We start from the raw sequence: 22,591 nt of genomic DNA on the forward strand, positions 1-22,591 counted from the left end.
TTTATAAATTTGCCATAGACTACCAGCAAGGAAATATTTACTACAGAAAAAGTTAGTATTTATTTAAAAATATTTTGCACAAAAAAGTAATAAAAAACTGTGATTTTAGACTAAGTTATAGGTTAATATTAAGTGTAAATTAATTTTAATTATAATAACAACGCTAGGGAGAGGTTCATGCCTTTAATGCGACTGCTCGGCATTTCATTGCTAAGTTTTTTACTCACAGCCTGTGGTGGCGGTGGGTCACTTGAAAAAGACGGTTCTATAAGTGATGGTGATTCCACTACAGAGGCTGCTACATACTCGGTTTCATTAAAGGGGTATTCTCAAACAGACGCAACAGAGTCAAATTCTGTTACCGCTACCTCCTCTTTAGATTTACGCGCAATTCTTACTCAAGACGGTGTAATTGTTGCGGGTAAGCGCATTACGTTTACATTAGAAGATGAGATTGGTGAACTGTCTCCATCAAGTGCATTAACTCAAAACGATGGTATTGCAACGGTTGAACTTACAGCCGGTGCTCAAGCCGGTGCTGGAGAAGTAACCGCTACCTATACAGTCGATGGTGAATCTTATACAAGTACTTTTGCTTTTCAATCAAGCGGTGGGCAGGGTGATGATACTGGTGTTAGTGGGTCAACAACTCTAACAGTAAATATTGTCGATGAAAATGGTGCTAAGTATTCGGATACAAACCCGGTTACAACTGACAACTTAGGCACGGTTACAGCGACTTTAAAAAATGATGGAGTTGCACTTAGCGAGCAGCTTGTTACTTTTACTACAAACTTCACAGGTAAAATAACGCCAGACTTAGGAACTGCAATTACAAACTCAGCGGGTGAAGCAAAAGTAACTCTCTCTAGTGGTAGTTTTAAAGGCGCAGGTCAAGTTGTTGCAACTTATAATCCTACTAACTCAACAGAAGTGAGTAATACAGCTGTATTTTATTCATCAGGTGATTCTGCACCAGTTGATCTGGCACAATTCTCTATATCAGTAAAGCTCTTAACAGGCTGTAACGCAGGCTGGGACGATAATCGTTCTAGCGTAAAACTTGACCCTACACAAGCAGCATCGGGTTGTACGGTAGCTAATACTATCTCTTCATCAGAACTAGGTGAATTATTTGTTGAAGTCATTGATGAGCAAAGTGGTGAAGGTAGTAAAAATTCGCTAGTTAATATTTCAACAAATTTAGGTTCTGTTCTCCCTTCATCTGGGACAGCCCTTACTGATAACTTTGGTATTGCTTTACTAAAATTGCAACCTGGTAATACTGGTGGCGCAGGTACTGTTACTGTAACGTCTGTAGGTGAAAGTAATTCAACTAATTTTGCTGTAGGTATTGCTGATTTAACCCTAGAGGTTGATAACGGGCTAAATAAAGATTCTTCAGGAAATGTTATTCCTTTAAAAGCAGGTGGTAGTACAGTTATTGAAGTAACACTTTTAGATGAAGATGGTAATTTATACTTAACTCCAACAGATGTTGAGTTCAGCTCAACGTGTGTAATTAGCGGCGACTCAGTAATTGATGCATCAGTAAAATCATCAAGTGGTATCGCAACATCAACATACCGAGCTACAGGTTGTAGTATTGACGATGATATTAATATCACGGTTGAGACAGGCGGTAAAAACTTTACTGCTACTACGATTATTCCTGTGGAAACATCAGCGGTACAATCAATACAGTTTGTTGATGTCAGTGAAACATTTATTGCATTACCTCCAGGTGAAGGCGGCGCCCCGACTCAATCGATCGTTAGATTTAAGCTAATAGATGCGGATGGTCTTGCATCTACGCAGCAACGTATTGATTTCAAGTTAACAGATTCAGTGGGGGCAGCTAAACTGTCACTTAGAACAAGTGATACAAATAATGAAGGCTTTGTTCAGACAACGGTTGAATCTGGCATAGTGCCTGGTCCATTAGTGGTAAAAGCGTGTTTTATTTCTAAAGAAGATGTTAATAATTTACCTGAAGGTGATGATTTAACGTGTTGGGTTGATGATGTAGAACTGTGTACATCAGAACCAAGCAATGAAATTTGTCCAGACGGAACACTTACTTTAGTACCATTGAGCGAGCAGATAAGTTCTGTATCGGCTCAATTAACGCTCGCTTCAGGCGTAACAGACCAAAACAGTTTTGATGCAAGCCCAAATACGTTCAATACTAACTCACTTAATTATAACGGTGTTTTAAATGATATTACGGTATATTTTGGTGACCAATTTAATAATTATAACGGTGACGGTGTAGAGGCAACTATTTTAGCTGAAGCTGGTGTCATTGGCTCATCTAGCAATGAAGTTACTTGTAAAACTGACGATGCTACTTGTGTTGTAACCTGGCGCTCTCAAGGAGACCGTCCATTTTATGATTACAAATGGGGTAACCGAATTGGCGATATTGACGGGGACGCAACAACTACAGAAGGTATTAATCCAAAAACAGGTATTATAAATTGTGACCCATATTTTGGTATTGCAGCTCCTTGTATAAATGGTATTACACGCGCTAAAAATAATGCTGATGGCGTTGTTATGGGAGGACGTGTAAGTGTTCTCGCTGTCACTAAAGGACAAGAGAACTTTGTAGATGAGCAAACCACTGATGATGTTAAACGCACCAATGGCTTGTTTGATATTGGTGAGTATTATACTAGTTACGATTTACCTGAAGCATTTATAGATCACAATGAAAATGCAGCCTTCGATAAAGCAAACTGTAGTGATGCAGATGCTTCAAATTATGACCCGTCTACGGATGAATGTTCTGAGTTAATTTCACGAGGTGGTCATAATGAAACATGGCGAGACCTAGATAATGACGGTATTTATGACTTTGCTGATGGTAAATATAATGGCTTATTATGTAGCGAAGCCGCTGAAAATGCAGGTGAGTGTTCTCGAGAGCTAATTGAAGTGCGTAAACAAATTGAATTGGTTATGTCTGGAGATAGTCCATATGTTCGTTTTTCTGTGTTGAAAACAACGGATATTCTTGATGCACCGTATCCTGTTTATGTACCAGCAGATTGCTCTGTTTCAGTTACAGCAGTACTTGAGCCATCCGATGTATCTGAGCGTTGTGATATATCAGCAGTTGATTTATCAAATGTTTTTGCAGATAACCCTGAATATGATGAAACGGATCCAGATGAAACTGATCCTCAACTATTGGAAGTTGGCTTATCTGGTATTACAGTTCGTATTCACTACACAGATGAGTTTGGTAATCCACTACCAGCGGGTACAACTGTATCTATAGCCTCTACAAATGGCGACTTATCTATTATCGAAAATAACGCTATTATTCCAAGTACGAATACGGATAAACCAATGTATTCAGATGTTCGTATTTCTCGTGAAGCGGATGGTAATGATAAATTTGACGGTGTACTTTCAATAACATTTGAGTTTACTACTCAGGCTGGTGGCACTAAAACAGTCTCCAAAGGAATCGAAATTTACGATAGTAAATAAGGCTTTATTTTAAAAATGCCAACCTTTAGGTTGGCATTTTTGTTTCTGTTCTATATATTCCACATCAATTAATCTAAAAACACTAGTTTGTTTAATTTAACGACAAAAATTGTTCGTTTATTCAGTAAATACTGAAAAGTTTGTATTAAAAGCTTGTAACAACTAGTGTTTGTAGATATACCTATAAATATTCGCGCCGCTTATGTCGGCAAAACACATTTTCAATATTTGGTTAGAAATAGGCAACTATGGGCAAATCGCTAGTAATTGTAGAGTCTCCTGCTAAGGCTAAAACAATTAATAAATATTTAGGTAATGACTTCATCGTAAAGTCCAGTATTGGGCATGTACGAGATTTACCTACTTCAGGTTCGAGCAAAGCTAAAGTGCCGGCAACTAAAACGCCAGCAGAAGTTCGTAAAATGGAACCTGAAGAGAAAGCAGCGTATAAAAAGCAACGAGATTATACAAACTTAGTCGCGCGTATGGGTATAGACCCAAACCAAGGCTGGGATCCGCATTACGAAATACTGCCTGGTAAAGAAAAAGTTGTTCAAGAATTACAAAAGCTGGCTGAAAATGCAGACCAAATATATCTCGCAACGGATTTGGATAGAGAAGGGGAAGCAATTGCTTGGCACCTTCAAGAAATCATTGGTGGTGATCCTGCTAAATATAAGCGCGTAGTTTTTAACGAAATTACTAAAAACGCAATACAGCAAGCGTTTGAAACACCTGGCGAGCTTAATACTGATATGGTTTACGCTCAGCAAACACGTCGCTTTTTAGACCGTGTTGTTGGCTTTATGGTATCACCTTTATTGTGGGCTAAAGTGGCCCGCGGACTTTCTGCAGGACGAGTTCAGTCTGTTGCTGTACGTTTATTAGTAGAGCGTGAACGTGAAATTAAAGCATTTATTCCAGAAGAATTTTGGGATATTCACGCTGACGTTAAAAATACTGAGTCTGAGTTACGCTTAGAAGTAGCCAAACAAGCAGGAAAGCCATTTAAGCCTGTAAATGAAGCTCAGGCTAGCGCAGCGGTTAAAAGCCTTGAGAATGCAGAATATAAAGTAATTAGCGTTGAAGAAAAACCAAGTAAAAGTCGCCCAAGTGCGCCATTAATTACTTCAACCATGCAGCAAGCGGCAAGTACACGTTTAGGTTATGGCGTTAAAAAGACCATGATGCTTGCTCAGCGTTTGTATGAAGGCGGTTATATTACGTATATGCGTACCGATTCAACTAATCTTTCAAAAGACGCGGTTGAAATGTGTCGTGAGTATGTAACAAACGAGTTTGGTGCTAAATATTTACCAAAAGATCCAATTAGCTACAGCTCTAAAGGTAATGCACAAGAAGCGCATGAAGCAATACGTCCTTCAAGCGTTACCGTGTTATCTGGGCATGTTGAAGGTGTAGATGCTGATGCTAAAAAACTGTACGAGCTAATTTGGCGTCAGTTTGTAGCGTGCCAAATGGTACCTGCTGAATACGATTTAACAACACTAACTGTTGCAGCTAACGACTTCCAGCTTAAAGCGAAAGGCCGTGTGCTCCGCTTTGATGGTTGGACAAAAGTACAACCTGCGATACGTAAGAAAAACGAAGAAGATCAATCACTACCGGCTGTTAAAGAAGGTGAAGTCCTTACTTTAATCGAACTTGATCCTAAGCAACATTTTACTAAACCGCCAGCGCGCTTTAGTGAAGCAAGTTTAGTAAAAGAGCTTGAAAAACGCGGTATTGGTCGTCCATCTACTTATGCGTCAATTATATCAACGATTCAAGATCGTGGTTATGTACGTGTAGAAAATCGCCGTTTCTTTGCTGAAAAAATGGGTGAAATAGTTACCGATCGTTTGGTTGAAAACTTCACTGATTTAATGAATTTTGATTTTACAGCAAAAATGGAAGGCCGTTTAGATGACATCGCTGAAGGCGAGCGAGTATGGACTGAAGTTCTTGATAAATTTTATGCTGATTTTTCAACGCAATTAACTGTCGCTAAAGATGAGCCAGAAAATGGCGGTATGCGTCTCAACGAGATGGTTGAAACGGATATTGAATGTCCTACGTGTAGCCGAAAAATGGGTATACGCACAGCATCAACTGGTGTTTTCTTAGGGTGTACTGGCTATAGCTTACCACCTAAAGAGCGTTGTACAACGACAATGAACTTAGTGTCGGGCGATGAAGCGGTTGCAGCCGATGTCGAAGACGAAGAAACTGAAAAGCTAATGCAGATGAAACGTTGCCCGATTTGTGAAACGGCAATGGATTCATACCTAATTGACGAAACCCGTAAATTACATGTGTGTGGTAATAATCCAGCATGTAAAGGGCATATAGTTGAAGAAGGTACCTTTAAAATTAAAGGCTATGACGGACCAATTATCGAATGTGATAAATGTGGCTCTGACATGGAGCTTAAATCTGGTCGCTTTGGTAAGTACTTTGGCTGTAATAATGACGAGTGTAAAAATACACGTAAACTACTTAAAAGTGGCGAAGCTGCTCCACCAAAAGAAGACCCTGTTCACATTACTGAATTAGAATGTGAAAAGTCAGATGCGTATTTTGTATTACGTGATGGCGCCGCGGGTATATTTTTAGCTGCAAATACTTTTCCTAAGTCTCGTGAAACACGTGCACCTAAAGTAGAAGAGTTAAAACGCTTTAGAGACCGTATTTCGCCTAAGTTTTATTACTTAGCAGATGCACCTGCTAAAGATCCTGATGGTAATCTTGCTGTTGTACGCTATAGCCGTAAAAATAAAGCTCAGTATGTTATGACTGAAGTTGACGGTAAAGCTACTGGCTGGACTGCTCATTATGAAGCAGGTAAATGGACAGAAGAAGCGAAGAAAAAGGCAGCACCTAAAAAGAAAGCTGCTGCAAAAAAGGCACCAGCTAAAGCAAAGCCTAAAGCGAAAGCTAAAAAAGAAGATGAATAAGCACGTTATCGCTTATTCATAACTTTTTATAGGTTTTAAAAAACCATAAAAAAACCGGAACGCACAGCTTGTGTCTATTCCGGTTTTTTTGTGCTTAGTTGAATGTTTTCGCAACGGCTTTATTAGCAGTACATTCAACTAAGCGTATTGGAGATACCAATTTTATTAAAAAATGGTCATTATATTGCACTAAATAACCCACTCACTGCGTTAAAAAACATTCATATAAAACAACTATATGTCATGCTATTTCACTTGCTATTGAGCTATTTTCTTAGCGGTATAATAGAACATTAATTTAATGCAATTGGTATGATTAAATCTTAACAGAAGATACTTTTTTATAGCCTTCAGATTCAAGCTCATCATTTACGCATTTTAATACGTAGGCATTTAGCTCTTCATTGCTTACGTCATCATCTTTAGCCCAGTTAACACACATTTCTGTGTATTCTTTTACCATTTCGGCTGAAGCTGTTGGCGCATCGTCTGCTACCGCGTAAGTCGCAGATACTGCAAATAGTGGAGCTACGATTAATGCTAGCAATGCTTTTTTCATTCGTTTATTCCTAAAAAAATGGTGTGATGACTGATTTACCCAGTTTAAGATTAGGTTTAAACCAGTAGTGCCCAATCCAGAACAACTCTGTTGGTATACTGATTTTTAAACGAAAACGAAATAAAAGATAACGAAATTTTTTTATCGTGAGGATGAGTAATTTACTTGTCAGGATTTCGCAGCATTGTGTTGCAGTGGTTTATAAGCTAAGGTCGCTTTTTTAATTAAAAGACAAATCAATGTCATCACACACCCCTAATAAAAAACCACGCCAAGCTAATAAAGTAGAGCATGCATTAGAATCTTTTATTTTTAAAGGGCGTTGGCTACTAGCCCCATTTTTTGTGGGTTTACTATTTGCAGTTGTACTGTTGTTAATAAAGTTTTTTAAGCAGCTTTATTTAATGGGTATTGCGACATTTACAGCAACCAATCAAGAGTTACTTGTCGGTATTCTAACTTTAGTTGAGACAGCATTATTAGCGGGGTTATTGCTGATCATTACATTTAGTGGTTACGAGAACTTTGTTTCTAAGCTTAATATTGATAATCACGAAGACAGACCATCTTGGATGGGAAAGGTTGGTTTTTCAGGTCTAAAGATGAAATTAATAAGTGCGATAGTCGCTATTTCTGCTGTTGAGTTATTAAAAGTATTTATAAACTCAGGCGCATATCCAAGTGATGAGCTACTTTGGAAAGTGACTATTCATGTCACGTTTGTAATGTCAGGCGTTTTATTTGCTTTAACTGACTACTTAAACAGTAAAACCCAAAGTCATTAGAAAAATTAAATGCACAAAAAAGCCCAAGTAATTTACTTGGGCTTTTTATGTTTAGAACTTAGCTGTAATATTAAGTGTAATTCTTGATGTCATTAACACTTTGCATAAAAGCAAGCGAAAGGCTCAAGCGTAAGTGTGTCTTGGCTTAATTTTGCGCTGTGGTGGCTAAGCTCATTGTATTCTTTAACGATTGATGTTGGCATATCAATACTTGTTTGTTGAGAGTTTAGATTAAATATGCACAGCATTTTTTGCGGTCCAAGCGTTCTATAAAAAGCAAGCACAGGCTCAGGCGTTTCAATAAACTCAATATCACCCTCAAGTAAAACAGTTTGGCTCTTGCGCCACGCCATAAACTCACGGTAGGCGTTTAAAATTGAGTTGCTATCATTAGTTTGCACAGCGACTGATTGCTGTTTGTGTGCATCATCAACAGGTAGCCAAGGTTTTACGTCACTAAAACCCGCATGAGGTGAATCAGCTTGCTCCCAAGGCATTGGCGTTCTACAGCCATCACGCCCTTTAAAATTAGGCCAAAATGTTATGCCATATGGGTCTTGTAAGTCTTCAAAGGCAACACTTGCCTCACCTAAACCTAATTCTTCACCTTGGTACATACATACACTGCCACGAAGGGAAGCAAGTAGGGCGGTTAGCATTTTACATTGCTGAGGGTTTATTTCGCCATTTTCACTCCAGCGACTTGCTACGCGCTCTACATCATGGTTGCTAAATGCCCAACACGGCCAACCCTCAGTCATACGTTGTTCAAGAGTTTGAACCGTAGTTCTAATATATTCACTTGAATAATCATTTGTTAAGAGCTCAAAGCTATATCCCATGTGCAGCTTATCGCCACCTTGGGTGTACTGCGCCATTGTCGCCAATGAATCCTCTGATGAGATTTCGCCAAGCGATACAGTACCTGGGTATTTATTAAGTAATGTGCGAATGTCTTGCATAAACTCAATATTTTCTGGCTGAGTGTTGTTGTAGTAATGATACTGAAATGCGTATGGGTTATCTTCACTAAAACCACGACCCTGGCGCTTATCTTTTGGTTTAGCTGGGTTATCGCGAAGTTGTGCATCGTGATAACAAAAGTTAATAGCATCTAATCTAAAGCCATCAACGCCTTTTTTAAGCCAAAACTCTACGTTATCAAGTACAGCTTGTCTTACGTCAGGATTATGAAAGTTTAAATCGGGTTGTTCGGTTAAAAAGTTATGCAAATAATATTGCCCACGGCGAGGTTCCCACTGCCACGCGCCACCACCAAAAATAGACAGCCAATTATTAGGTGCTGTGCCGTCATCTTTAGCTTCAGCCCAAACATACCAATCCGCTTTATCGTTATTTTGATTTTCGCGGCTATCTGTAAACCATTGGTGTTGATCTGATGTATGGCTTAGTACTTGGTCAATTATAATTTTAATGTTGCGATCGTGGGCTTGGCTAATAAGTTCATCAAAATCGTTTAAATCACCAAAAAGCGGGTCAATGTCACGGTAGTCACTAATATCGTAGCCAAAGTCTTTCATCGGCGATTTGAAAAAAGGTGAAATCCAAATTGCATCAACGCCTAAGCTTTTAATGTAATCAATACGATTAATAATCCCTTTTAAGTCACCAATACCATCGTTGTTGCTATCTTGAAAGCTACGCGGATAAACTTGATAAATAACCGCACCTTTATACCACTGCTTTTGGGTCATGCTTTTCTCCGTCATTCCACACAGTATTTAGACTATTCTTTATTGTGATTACGATTAATCACGTTATTTTCAAAAAGCATACGTGAAGCCTGTAATTCTGTAAAAAGTCTGCATACGTATGCACTAAAAATAATGCAATAAAATTATTTAAAATAAGCGCTTAGCGCATCTTTAGCGGTGTTCGTTTTGTGTGTTTAATGTTTACCAATTATGTTATTCATTCATATTTTAGTTAAATTTCACCTAACAGTTTGTACTATAAAGGAAATATACCCTTGGTTTTACTAGAAATGGTCTGACCAATTTAACACTTAGTGAGTGTGCAATTATTTAAACGTTATATAACAGCGCTAATTAATTTCATCTTGTTTACATTCAAGTAGGGAGGCTATTAGTTTTCTACAGAATAGATTTAATATATCATTCCCTTTCAGTGTTTTTTGTTTTGTTTATTTTTAATAAAATCATATGGTTAAAATTATATTCGTGTAATGTATGTTAATGTTAGGCTATATTGAGATTGTTGAATACGTATGCATAAAGTTGTTAATAAAATAAATCTGGCGTTAATATTCATCCTGACAACAAAATTAGCTCGCCTTGTTTAACTATCACTTAAGCATTGAACGCGGGTATCACAATATGGGTAACGGGAAACATTATGTCTATGTTCAAACCAAGTATATTAACTTTGGCATTAACAGCTGCAGGCTTATCAAGCTTTGCTACACAGGCTGCTCAAGAAGATACAATAAAAAAAGATGATGTAGAAGTTATCGAAGTTAAAGGCTTTCGTGGCAGTGTGGTTGAGTCTATTAACACAAAACGCTTCTCTACACAGGTTGTAGAATCTATATCGGCTGAAGACATTGGCAAATTGCCAGATTCTTCAATTGCTGAATCAATTGCACGTTTACCAGGCTTAACAGCTCAGCGCTTAGACGGGCGAGCAAGTCGTGTCTCTATTCGTGGTTTTGGCGAGAATGAAAGTGGCACAACGTTTAACGGTCGTGAGCAGGTATCGATTGGTGATAACCGTGGTGTAGAGTTTGACCTTTATCCATCAGAAATAATGAGCGGTGTAACCGTTTATAAAACGCCAAATGCAAGTATTGATGCTGAAGGTATTGCCGGTGTTATTAATATGCAAACCGTGCGCCCTTTAAGTAAAGGCGAGCGTGTTGTGCAAGTAAATGGGCAGTATGAGCAAACCAGCTTTGGTAAATTAAATCCAGACGGTAATGATGACGGCTATCGAGGCACTATCTCATACATTGATCAGTTTGCTGACGATACAATTGGCGTTGCATTTGCTTTAAATACAATGAGTTCACCAAATCAAGAAAAACGTTGGAATTCATGGGGCTACCCAGAATTCACCGAAAATGGTAACGATTATTCAATTTTAGGCGGCGCTAAACCATTTGTACGTTCATCAACCCTTGAGCGTGATTCGGCAATGCTAGTACTTGAAGCAGCCCCTACTGACAAATTAAACATGACGTTTGATGCGTTATATGTAGATTTTACAGATGAAAAAATTCTACGCGGTATTGAAGTTCCATTTGCATGGGGTCAAGGTAGTATTGATGCAAATAGTGTTGTAGTTGATGAAGCATCTGGCTTTATAACAAGTGCAGTAACACAAGGCCAACGTGTAGTAGTTCGAAACGATTATGAAGAACGCGAAGCTGAACTTACAGCTTTTGGTTTTAATACTAAATATGATATTGACGATTCGTGGTCAGTAGAGTTTGATGCAAGTTATTCACAAGTAGACCGTAAAATCTGGAGTGTTGAGAGCTATTCAGGTACAGGGCGTGGTGATGCTCGCGGTGTTGCAGATAACTTAGGTTATACATTTAATGGTGGAAATACCGGCGCAAGTTTTACTCATGACTTAGATTATAGCGATTATGGTTTAATACAGTTAGGTGGCCCGCTATCGTGGGGTGCAAGCTCTGCACTTAACGATAAATATGGTTTAACTGGTACTGAGTATGAAAACCAAGCGCAAGATGGTTTTATTAATGCACCGACCATTGAAGATGAGCTATCAACATTAAAAATAGCGGCTTCAAAGGTATTAGAAAACGAGTACATAAGTTCTATTGAATTTGGTATGTCTTACAAAGAACGTGAGAAAACAAAAGATTCAGAAGGTTACTTTATGACGTTATCTAGCTTTTCGCTTAATAACCCAGGCATGCTTAATGTGCCAGAACAGTACCGTAACGGAAGTGTTGATTTAGGTTTTATAGGCATGGGCGATATGATTGCTTATGACGTAAATGGCTTAGTTAACGACGGTTATTACGACTTACTGGCAGAGAGCTTAACAAATACAAGTCATGCGACTAAATCGTGGACTGTAAAAGAAGAAATTACTTCTGCATTTGTTCAAGCTAATATTAATGCTGAAGTAAGTGGCCTTGCATTAACGGGTAACGTGGGCGTGCGTTATGTACAAACTGATCAATCATCACAAGGTAATGCATTTAGTACTGTTGATGGTGTGGTTGTTACATCACCTACAAACATAAGTCATGATTACTCGCACGTATTACCTAGCTTAAACTTGTCACTTGCGATTGATGAGCAACAAACGATACGTTTTGGTGCTGCTAAAACAATTTCTCGTGCACGCTTAGATGAAATGAATTCATCAGTTAATGCTTCATATAATCAAACACCTGATGAAAATGGCAACTATTGGTCTGTATCGGGTGGTAACCCAAATTTAGAACCTAAAGAAGCAACCGGCTACGATTTTACTTACGAGAATTACTTTAGCGATGAAGGTTACTTCTCTGCTGCGTTTTTCTATAAAGATTTAACTCAGTGGATTTTTGACGGCACGTATGCAATTGATATGTCAGGCGTAGCTGACCCTTCAACAGGTGAAGTTCCTGCAACATCATCAGGTACAGGCAGCGGTAAAATAAATGGCGGCGGTGGCGATTTATATGGTTACGAGCTTTCACTGGCGTTACCATTTAAAATATTCCATCCATCTCTTGAAGGTTTTGGTTTAATTGCCAGCCATACTGGTATTGAGTCTGATATTGAAGATCAAAACGGTAACGATTACGAGCTACCAGGTCTTTCGGATAAAATTCAAAGCTTAACAGTTTACTACGAAATGCATGGTATGCAATTACGTACCAGTATGCGCAAACGCAGTGCCTTTAAAGGTGATGTATATGGTTTAGGTTTTAACACTGAACAAGTTGATATTTTAGGTGAAACTATTTGGGATGTTCAAGCAGGTTATGACTTCTCTGAGGCCGGCATTGAAAGCCTTGAAGGTTTATCAATTCAGTTTCAAGTACAAAACTTGACAGAGGAACCGTTTACGTCGCTTTCAGGCGATAATGCTCTACAAGTACGTGATTACCAAGATTACGGGCGTACTTACTTGTTAGGCTTTAGCTACAAGCTATAATAAAAACTGTGTGTAGAAGCCCTTGTAATTTGTGTTACAGGGGCTTTTTTATAGCTAGTTTACCTAACTTTTTAACCGTACTTAAATTTAATAAAACGTGGATAATAATATGAAACCAATAAAACACGTGGTAATTGCAGGCGGTGGTACCGCAGGTTGGATAACAGCAGCCTTGCTTAATAAAGTGTTAGGTAAAGTAATTAATATCACATTGATAGAATCATCGTCTATTGGGTCCGTGGGGGTTGGCGAAGCCACTATACCGCCGATTGTTAAACTTAATAACGCGCTGGGTATAAACGAGCAAGATTTTATTAATGCCACTAATGCTTCAATAAAATTAGGTATTGAGTTCGAAAATTGGAAAACGCCAGGGCATAGCTACATGCATGCGTTTGGCTCGTTTGGTAAAGACTTTCCTTTTTGTGATTTTTATAATTTTTGGTTAAAAGGCCAAGTTACGGGGTGCGAAGACGAACTATGGGATTTTTCACTCAATTACCAAGCGGCTAAACAGCATAAATTTGCCCCTTTAAATACCATTCCTAATACCCAACTACCTGGGCTGAGTTACGCATATCATTTTGATGCGACGCTTTACGCTGAATACTTAAAAAAGTTGGCTATATCGCGCGGTGTTAAACACATAGATGCAAAAATAAGCCATGTTGAACAATGCGATACAGGCAATGTTAAAAGCCTAGCACTTGATAACGACAGTCAAATTAGTGGGGATTTATTTATAGATTGCACCGGGCTGCGTGCACTATTAATTGAACAAACACTAAATACAGGTTTTATTGATTGGTCTCATTACTTACCATGCGATAGTGCAGTAGCCGTACAAACAAAAAGTACTCATGAGCTTAAGCCCTATACGCGATCTATTGCACATAGTGCTGGTTGGCAATGGCAAATACCACTGCAAAATCGTATTGGTAATGGCCTTGTTTATTGCAGTAGATACTTGTCAGATGATGATGCTAAGCAGTTACTGCTAAAAAGCTTACCCGCTGAGCCAATTACAGAGCCCCGTATTATAAAATTCAAAACAGGTCGGCGTTTAAAGCAATGGCATAAAAATGTGGTGTCGGTTGGCCTCTCAAGTGGTTTTTTAGAGCCGCTAGAGTCAACCAGTATTCATTTAATTCAAACTGCGGTTACGCGTTTAATTAAGCTATTTCCACACAACGGTATTAGCGATGCGTTAGTAACGGAGTTTAATAAACAAAGCGTTATTGAATTAGAGCACATACGTGATTTTATTATTTTGCATTATAAACTCACCGAGCGAGAAGACTCCTCATTTTGGCGCCAATGTAGGCAAATGGATATACCTAACTCCCTGAGCCAAAAAATGAATTTATTTAAGCAAACAGGCAAGGTAGTACGCGAAGACGACGAGCTATTTGCTGAGGTTGCTTGGCAGCAAGTAATGATAGGGCAAGGGCTTATCCCTGATGACTACAATAGTATTGTGGATTCGTTAAGTGATGAGCAACTGAGCGATTTATTTTCTACCTTAAAAACATTGATAAACTCAACAGTTGCGCAGCTACCAACTCATCAAGATTTTTTAGCCAGTATTAAAAAGGTTTAATAATGCGATTTTTAAACACACTTTTACTAGTAAGCGCATGTAGCTTACCAAGCTTTAGTTATGCACTTAATGTAGAGCCGGCCAATTGGTGGGTCGGAATGAATAAAAATAACATTACAGTACTCGTGCATGAGCAAAATATAGCTAACGAAGAATTTAAATTAGATAAGTATAAAGGGGTTGAACTTAATAACGTAACACGTACCGACAACCCTAATTATGCTTTCCTTCATTTAAATATTAGCGATAACGCCAAAGCAGGAACGCTCAAGTTTAACAGCACTAATACAGCGCATAGCTTTGAGTTTCCTTTATTTACTCGAGATAAAAATAGCGCGCAACGCCAAGGTTTCACAAGTGCAGATGCTTTATATTTAATTAACCCAGATCGCTTTGTAAATGGCGACTCCACAAATGACACCGTTAAAAGCATGCTAGAAGCTGCAAATCCAGGCTTTAAAGGCGGGCGACATGGAGGGGATATTCAAGGTGTTATTAACGCATTACCGTATTTAAATAATTTAGGCGTGACACAGCTTTGGCTAACGCCAGTACTTGAAAACAACATGCCAGATTATTCTTATCATGGTTACGCGATCACAGACTTTTATAACGTTGATCCACGTATGGGTTCAAACCAGTTGTACAAAACGTTATCTGTAAAAGCAAAAGAGCAAGGCATAGGCCTTGTTATGGATATGGTACTTAATCATTTTGGCTCTGAACATGTTTGGGTTAAAGACAAACCCACCCAAGATTGGATTAACTTTAATGGCGAATTTAAAAATGGTAAAAATGCGACAAGCCATGCGCGCCAAACAATTCAAGACCCGCACGCTAGCAACTACGATAAACGCCAATTTAGCGATGGTTGGTTTGTTGCTAGCATGCCTGATTTAAATCAGCGCCAACCATTATTAAGTGAATATTTAATTCAAAATGCTATTTGGTGGATTGAATACGCGGATTTGAGTGGTATTCGTGTTGATACTTACTCTTACTCAGACAAAGCATTTTTAAGTGATTGGACAAAAGCCATTATGGACGAATACCCACACTTTAATATTGTTGGTGAGGAGTGGACTTCAAACCCTGCAATAGCGTCGTATTGGCAGCGCGGTAAAGTAAATCAAGATGGGTATGTGTCAAGCTTACCCAGTGTGATGGACTTTTCGTTGCAAGAGGCGGTAATTCGAGCTTTAAATGAAGATGAAAGTTGGAGCACAGGCTGGGTTAAAGTATATCAGTCATTAGCTAACGATTTTTTATACCCAGACACCAATAACATTATGGTGTTTGCTGATAACCACGATATGAGCCGTGTATATACGGAGCTTGGGCAAGACTTAGCTAAAACTAAAATGGCGATGACTTTGTTTTTAACAACGCGCGGCATTGCTCAAATATATTATGGAACCGAAATATTATTGGATAATACGCCGAGTAAAGATCATGGTGATATACGCATTGATTTTCCTGGTGGGTTCAAAAATCAAAACGCTAATGCGTTTACTGGAGTCGGGTTAAGTAAAGATCAGCGCGATATGCACGAAACTATAAGCACGCTACTTAACTTTAGAAAGCAAAGCCCGGCGCTTGCAAAGGGTAAGCTCGTTCATTTCAGTCCGAATAATGGTGTTTATAGTTATGCTCGCGTTAGTGATACGCAAACAGTATTAGTTTTTATGAATAAAAACAAAGTAAAACAAAAGCATAATCTTGATTACATGCAAGAAGCCATACCAAAAAATGCCAATGCGCAGGCATTATTCACACAACACACTTTTAAACTAACTAACAGTATTAACTTAGAGCCAATGGCTGCTACGGTATTAGTGATTAATACGCCGTGAATGTTTAAGTGAATACGTATGCAGCAACTGTATGCTTGCTGCAGTTATCTTTAGTATAAAGCTATAACACTACTGACAAAAAGACACACAATGAAAAAATCAGTTTATGTACCCGCATTACTGTGTAGCGCACTTATAACAAGTGCGTGCTCAGACAATAATGAAATCGAACAACAGCAAATGCCTAAACAGGCGCAAAATGAGTTAACAAAGCCTGTTGTATACCAAGTGTTTACACGTTTATTTGGTAACACACAAACCGCAAATGTACCTTGGGGTACAAAAGAGCAAAATGGTGTAGGCAAATTTGCTGACTTTAACGATGCTGCATTAGCTGGCATTAAAGAGCTAGGGACGACCCATGTTTGGTATACCGGTGTTTTGCACCATGCGTTAGTGGGCGACTATACACAGTACGGCATTAGCCAAGACGATCCGGATGTAGTAAAAGGCCGTGCAGGTTCACCTTATGCAATCAAAGATTACTACGACGTTAACCCCGATTTAGCCATAAATGTGACTAATAGGTTGGGTGAGTTTAGTGATCTGATTGAGCGCACTCATCAACATGGTATGAAAGTGGTTATTGATATTGTCCCTAACCATGTTGCGCGTGATTATAAATCAGTAGCAAAACCCAAAGGAGTAAAAGACTTTGGTGAGCAGGATGATAAAAGTAAAGAGTACGATAAAAATAACAACTTTTATTATGTACCTGGGCAGTCTTTTCAGGTTCCAGCGTCAGAAAGTTACCTCGTTTTAGGTGGTAATACGCATCCATTAGCTGATGGTTTTTTTGATGAAACGCCAGCAAAATGGACGGGGAATGGGGCGCGAGCACCAAAACCTGATATAAACGATTGGTATGAAACCGTAAAAGTTAACTATGGTGTAAAGCCAGATGGCAGCTATGACTTTCCTGCATTACCTAAAGAGCTAAAAAACCAAGATTATCGCGCTCATTACGCTTTTTGGCAAAATAAAGAGCTTCCTAATAGTTGGTATAAATTTAGAGATATCACTTTGTACTGGCTTGATAAAGGCGTTGATGGCTTTAGATACGATATGGCCGAAATGGTGCCAGTTGAATTTTGGAGTTTTTTAAACTCATCAATCAAAATGCAAAAACCGGATGCATTTTTATTGGCTGAAGTTTATAACCCGAAAATGTACAGAGCGTATATTCAGCAAGGAAAAATGGATTATTTGTATGACAAAGTCGGCTTTTACGACACATTAAAAGCCATTATGCAGGGTAAGCAAGCTGCTAATACGATTTTTGCAGCCCAAAGCCACGTTAACGATATTGAATCGCACATGTTGCACTTTTTAGAAAACCACGACGAACAACGCATTGCGAGCCCCGATTTTGCAGGTGATGCACGCTGGGGGAAACCAGCAATGGTAGTTTCTAGCTTAATTAGTCGCGCACCTACTTTATTATATTTTGCTCAAGATGTGGGGGAGGACGGATCTGAAAACGCAGGTTTTGGCACATCTACTCGCACCAGTATTTTTGACTACATTGGTGTACCAGCGCATCAAGCATGGATGAACAACGGCAAATTCGACGGCGCTAACTTGTCAAGCGAGCAAGCATCACTTCGTGATTATTATAAATCAATAATGGCTCTTAATAGTTTACCCGCTGTTGTAGGTGGAACCATGTCAGAGCTTTCACTTAGCAATAGCGAACGCGTTGTTGGTTTTGTACGCTCGCTGGGACAGCAATCTGTTTATGTTTTTAGTAATTTTAGTGAGGAGCCACAAACGGTATTAATTAATTTAACACCAGAGCAAGCTAATACCTTTGAGCGAAATAAACCGCTACACGACTTACTTGAACAAAACACGGTAAAGATCATCACTGACAAAGAAGTTACAAAGCTTATGCTTTCGCTAGATGCATTTAGTAGCGCAGTTTTAACTAATAAGGCTAATCATGAATAATCAAAATAATAATTATGACAGCAACAAACCAAATCTAAGTTTTTGGCAAATATGGAATATGTGCTTTGGCTTTTTGGGTATTCAATTTGGTTTTGCACTACAAAACGGCAATGTGAGCCGTATTTTTCAAACCCTAGGCGCACAAGTGGATGATATTCCTATTTTATGGGTTGCAGCACCGCTAACGGGCTTAATAGTGCAACCAATAATTGGTTATTGGAGTGATAAAACATGGGGGCGTTTTGGTCGTCGTCGTCCATTCTTTTTCATAGGGGCGGTACTTACTACTATCTCACTCTTTATCATGCCGCATTCACCAACCCTTTGGATTGCTGCAGGTATGTTATGGATTATGGATGCCTCAATCAATGTCACTATGGAACCTTTTAGAGCACTTGTAGGCGATAACCTGCCAGAAAAACAACGTGCTACGGGCTATGGCTTGCAAAGCTTTTTTATTGGTATTGGTGCGGTATTAGCCTCAGCGCTACCATGGATGATGACCAATTGGTTTGACGTAAGTAATACCGCTGCGCCAGGGCAAATCCCTGAATCTGTTAAATATTCATTTTATTGGGGTGGGGTCGTATTGCTAGTCGCAGTTCTTTGGACAGTTATGCGAACCAAAGAATATAGTCCTGAGCAATTAGCTGCTTTTGAAAACCACACTGCCAAACCGACTAACACCGCATTAGTAGATATCAACTTTAATAAAGGTGCCATTATTTTTGTGGTGCTAGGTTTAGCAACCCTTGCATTAGTAATGGGTTTATCGCTTGAAAAAGAGTTATACCTACTTGCTGGTGGCTTACTAGCGTTTGGTATTGTGCAGTGGATAGCAAGCGCATTAAAGGCTGCTAACAAAATACAAGGCGGTTTTTACCAAGTAGTACAAGATGTATTTACCATGCCAGAGGCAATGAAGCAGCTTGCTTGGGTGCAGTTTTTTAGCTGGTTTACGTTATTTGCTATGTGGATATACACCACAGCCGCAGTAACAAGCTTTCATTACGGCAGCAGTGATGCAACAAGTAAAGCCTTTAACGATGGGGCTGATTGGGTCGGCATTTTATTTGCAGCTTACAATGGCTTTGCGGCTATTGCCGCTATGTGTATTCCATTCTTAGTTAAAAAGATGGGCTTAAAAGGCGCACATTGCTTTAACTTACTACTAGGTGCATTGGGCCTTGCGAGCTTTATGTTTATAACAGACCCAAAAATGCTTCTTATTCCAATGATAGGCGTTGGTTTTGCATGGGCTTCTATTTTATCACTTCCTTATGCAATGTTAAGTAATGCACTACCGAGTAATAAAATGGGCGTGTATATGGGGATTTTTAACTTCTTTATTGTTATACCGCAATTGCTTGCCGCTAGTATTTTAGGGCTTATTTTACGCCACGTATTTTCTAACCAGCCTATTTACGCATTATTAATTGGTGCTGCATCATTCGTTGTTGCTGCGATTGCTGTAATGCGCGTTAAAAATTCAAACTAAGGGTCACACAATGAAAAAATATAACCTTATTACTACCGCTCTTTTAACTTTGGGCTTAACAGCCTGTGGTGCACAAAATACGAATAACGAAAATATTGACGCTACAGTTTCAGCAGCTCCTGGCGCACCAGGTGCACCAGGTGCTGAACCATATTGGGCTTACGCGGGTAAAACCGGAATTGGTACTTCTTTTGAGCAATACCAAAACGGCCAATATAATAACAATGCTGCGACAGGTGAAGTATCAAAAGTATGGTTTTCAATTGCCAAAGGTATGATCACCGAAACTATGTTTGGACTCATTCACCAAGCTCAAATTAAAGATATGCAGTTTGTAGTAACCGGTAAAGATTTTACAGTCACTGAAGCTGACGACTTAGACGTTACAATTGATTACTTACATAAAGACGATAAAGGCAGACCACTATCGCTTGCTTACAAAGTAACAAGTACAGATAAGAAAGGGCGTTTTACCCTCGAAAAACACATATTCACCGACCCTGACGGACAAACATTGTTTGTACGCAGTATTTTTAATACATCACTTAAAGGCGTGAAAGCGTATGTTGCTGTTAACCCTTATATAAACAACAACGGCTTAGGTGATTTTGCAAAAACCACTGAGCAAGGCTTAGTAGCATGGGAAGATGATAATTTTTTAACGTTGCAATCATCTACGCCATTCAAAATGCAAAGTGTAGGCTTTACAGGTGTGAGCGATGGCATCACCTCACTTAAAAAACAAAACACACTAAGCAAACAATATTCAAACACTGGCGATAAGGCCGGTAACGTCACTCTGCTGGCAGAGCTTGGTAATATCGATAGTAATACCACATTTGATTTAGCACTAAGCTTTGGTAAAACGCAGCAGCAAAGCCAGCAACAAGGTGCACAGAGCTTATCTAAAGGTTATCAAAATGTGCTTGATGCCTACAACGGTAAAGGTGAAGCGCTAGGCTGGGAAGATTATTTACAAAGCCTTGAGCCATTAAATACAATGGTTAAGCAAACAGCCGATGACGGTAAGCTACTTTATACCAGTGCAATGGTACTAAAAGCGCAAGAAGACAAAACTAATGCGGGTGCGCTCATTGCCTCACTTTCTAATCCTTGGGGTGAAACTGTTTCAGCCAAAGAGGGTTCGACTGGTTACAAAGCGGTATGGGTTCGTGATTTTTATCAAGTAGCTATGGCATTTATGGCCTTAGGCGATACAGCGACTGCAAAAACGGCCTTCGAATACCTTGAAAAAGTACAAGTTACTAGCAAAACCCCCGGTAACAATGGTGATACAGGATGGTTTTTACAAAAAACACATGTTGACGGTGAACTTGAATGGGTAGGGGTACAGCTAGATCAAACGGCTATGCCGATTATGCTTGCGTGGAAGTTACATCAAGCAAACGTACTAAGTGATAACGAACTTAAAGATTGGTACGCACGCATGCTAAAACCGGCAGCTGACTTTTTAGTTGATGGCGGAAGAGCTAAAATTTTATGGAACGACATGCAAATCACTCCACCTGCTACACAGCAAGAGCGCTGGGAAGAGCAAAGTGGTTATTCTCCCTCTACAACGGCTGCCGTTGTTGCTGGCCTTATAACAGCCAGTGACATAGCAACACTCAGCGGTGATACTCAAAATGCAGATCGTTATTTAGCAACGGCTAAAAAGTACAACAATGATATAGAATCGCAAATGTTTACCACCGAAGGTAATTTAAAAGGTGATAGCACCGATGGCGAGTATTTTATTCGTATAGGTCAAGACACCGACGCTAACTCTAATACTAAAATTAACGCCAACAATGGCCGTGAAGGTTTTAACAAAAAGCAGATTTTAGATGGTGGTTTTTTAGAATTAGTCCGCTATGGAGTAAGAAGTGCCAACGATTCAAGTATAGTTAAAACCCTACCTGAGTATGACGACGAAACGCTTGAAGATAACTTACAAGTTAAATACAGCTTTAACTTTACCGATGGTAGCGGCACATTTGCAGGCTATCGCCGTTATGGCAACGACGGTTACGGCGAAGATGAAACCACAGGTACTAATTACGCCGAAAGCAGGAGCAACACGCCAGGCCAACGTGGTCGTGTATGGCCATTTTTTACAGGTGAACGCGGACACTATGAAATAGCGGCCGCAAACGCAAATAATACGCTAGATGATGCAAAACAAGCGGACATTAAAAATAGTTACGTAAAAGGGCTAGAGCAATTTGCTAATAGCGGCATGATGCTACCTGAGCAAGTATGGGATGGCGTTGGCGTAAATAAAGCAGGTTATGAATTAGGCGAGGGCACAAACTCAGCAACACCTCTAGCTTGGACACACGCAGAATACATCAAGCTTGTACGCTCACTCAGTGATAAACAAGTTTGGGATTATTACCCTGTGGTTGCCGAATCGCTTAAAGACTAATATATAATACCAATTCGCTTAATTAAGTGAGCTATTTTGAGGCAGGAAAAACGTGTTGTTAGCTAGGCAAAAAATTCGCTATTTAGTTGTTCTCGGCAATTGCTCCTGCATTGCTCTACCTTCTGCATCCATGCAGTCGTAAATGAGAATTTTTTAACGCAGTTAGCGACACGTTTAGCCCCGCAAAATGATTAAGTATTATTGCGGATTGGTATAAAATGCTGTAGTTATTAAAAAAGGCTTCTAAATAAATTTAGAAGCCTTTTTGTTATGTACTCACTTAATATTAAAACAAAAGAA

Annotated in this window: 11 protein-coding genes; 9 read left to right on the forward strand and 2 right to left on the reverse strand. The window is 39.2% G+C overall.

Annotation, left to right across the window (positions count from 1 at the left end; translation table 11 throughout):
• Nucleotides 1-177: 177 nt before the first annotated feature.
• Nucleotides 178-3,501: a hypothetical protein gene (locus I6F66_RS01560; RefSeq protein WP_165741797.1), complete on the forward strand. Its 3,324-nt coding sequence runs from the start codon at nt 178-180 to the stop codon at nt 3,499-3,501.
• A 248-nt stretch (nt 3,502-3,749) separates the two neighbouring features.
• The gene (topA, locus tag I6F66_RS01565) at nt 3,750-6,458 is read left to right on the forward strand and encodes a type I DNA topoisomerase (RefSeq protein WP_165727402.1); all 2,709 of its coding nucleotides are present in this window, start codon (nt 3,750-3,752) and stop codon (nt 6,456-6,458) included.
• A gap of 316 nt (nt 6,459-6,774) precedes the next feature.
• Here topA and I6F66_RS01570 read toward each other — a convergent pair whose 3' ends face one another.
• Nucleotides 6,775-7,017, reverse strand: coding sequence for a hypothetical protein (locus tag I6F66_RS01570; protein WP_007582596.1), 243 nt, complete (start codon nt 7,015-7,017; stop codon nt 6,775-6,777).
• 239 nt (nt 7,018-7,256) lie between these two features.
• Between I6F66_RS01570 and I6F66_RS01575 the strand changes: the two genes are divergently transcribed.
• Nucleotides 7,257-7,802 (forward strand): TIGR00645 family protein, encoded by a 546-nt coding sequence (locus tag I6F66_RS01575; protein WP_165741611.1) that lies wholly within the window; start codon nt 7,257-7,259, stop codon nt 7,800-7,802.
• Between the two features lie 92 nt (nt 7,803-7,894).
• On the opposite strand, the gene I6F66_RS01580 is transcribed toward I6F66_RS01575, so the two are convergent.
• Entirely contained in the window at nt 7,895-9,517 is a 1,623-nt protein-coding gene (locus tag I6F66_RS01580; RefSeq protein WP_165727403.1) for an alpha-glucosidase family protein, read from the reverse strand.
• A gap of 661 nt (nt 9,518-10,178) precedes the next feature.
• On the opposite strand from I6F66_RS01580, the gene I6F66_RS01585 reads away from it, so the two are divergent.
• The 6 genes from I6F66_RS01585 (at nt 10,179) to I6F66_RS01610 (ending at nt 22,291) form a co-directional block, all read left to right on the forward strand.
• Nucleotides 10,179-12,962 carry a TonB-dependent receptor gene (locus tag I6F66_RS01585; RefSeq protein ID WP_165740487.1) on the forward strand — a complete coding sequence of 928 codons (2,784 nt, stop codon included), beginning with the start codon at nt 10,179-10,181 and terminating at the stop codon, nt 12,960-12,962.
• A 109-nt stretch (nt 12,963-13,071) separates the two neighbouring features.
• The gene (locus I6F66_RS01590) at nt 13,072-14,562 is read left to right on the forward strand and encodes a tryptophan halogenase family protein (protein ID WP_197208533.1); all 1,491 of its coding nucleotides are present in this window, start codon (nt 13,072-13,074) and stop codon (nt 14,560-14,562) included.
• Nucleotides 14,563-14,564: 2 nt separating this feature from the next.
• Complete coding sequence (locus tag I6F66_RS01595; protein ID WP_165740482.1) at nt 14,565-16,415, forward strand: glycoside hydrolase family 13 protein; 1,851 nt, start codon at nt 14,565-14,567, stop codon at nt 16,413-16,415.
• 90 nt (nt 16,416-16,505) lie between these two features.
• Entirely contained in the window at nt 16,506-18,365 is a 1,860-nt protein-coding gene (locus tag I6F66_RS01600) for an alpha-amylase family glycosyl hydrolase (RefSeq protein WP_165740480.1), read from the forward strand.
• On the forward strand, nt 18,358-19,863 hold the full coding sequence (locus tag I6F66_RS01605) for an MFS transporter (protein ID WP_010555040.1): 1,506 nt from the start codon (nt 18,358-18,360) through the stop codon (nt 19,861-19,863). Before I6F66_RS01600 ends, I6F66_RS01605 begins: the two co-directional genes overlap by 8 nt.
• Nucleotides 19,864-19,873: 10 nt before the next feature.
• Entirely contained in the window at nt 19,874-22,291 is a 2,418-nt protein-coding gene (locus I6F66_RS01610; RefSeq protein WP_165740479.1) for a glucan 1,4-alpha-glucosidase, read from the forward strand.
• The last annotated feature ends 300 nt before the right edge of the window (nt 22,292-22,591 follow it).

Origin of the sequence: Pseudoalteromonas sp. NZS100_1, assembly GCF_015864285.1 — a bacterium.
GTDB classification, from domain to species: Bacteria; Pseudomonadota; Gammaproteobacteria; order Enterobacterales; family Alteromonadaceae; genus Pseudoalteromonas; species Pseudoalteromonas arctica.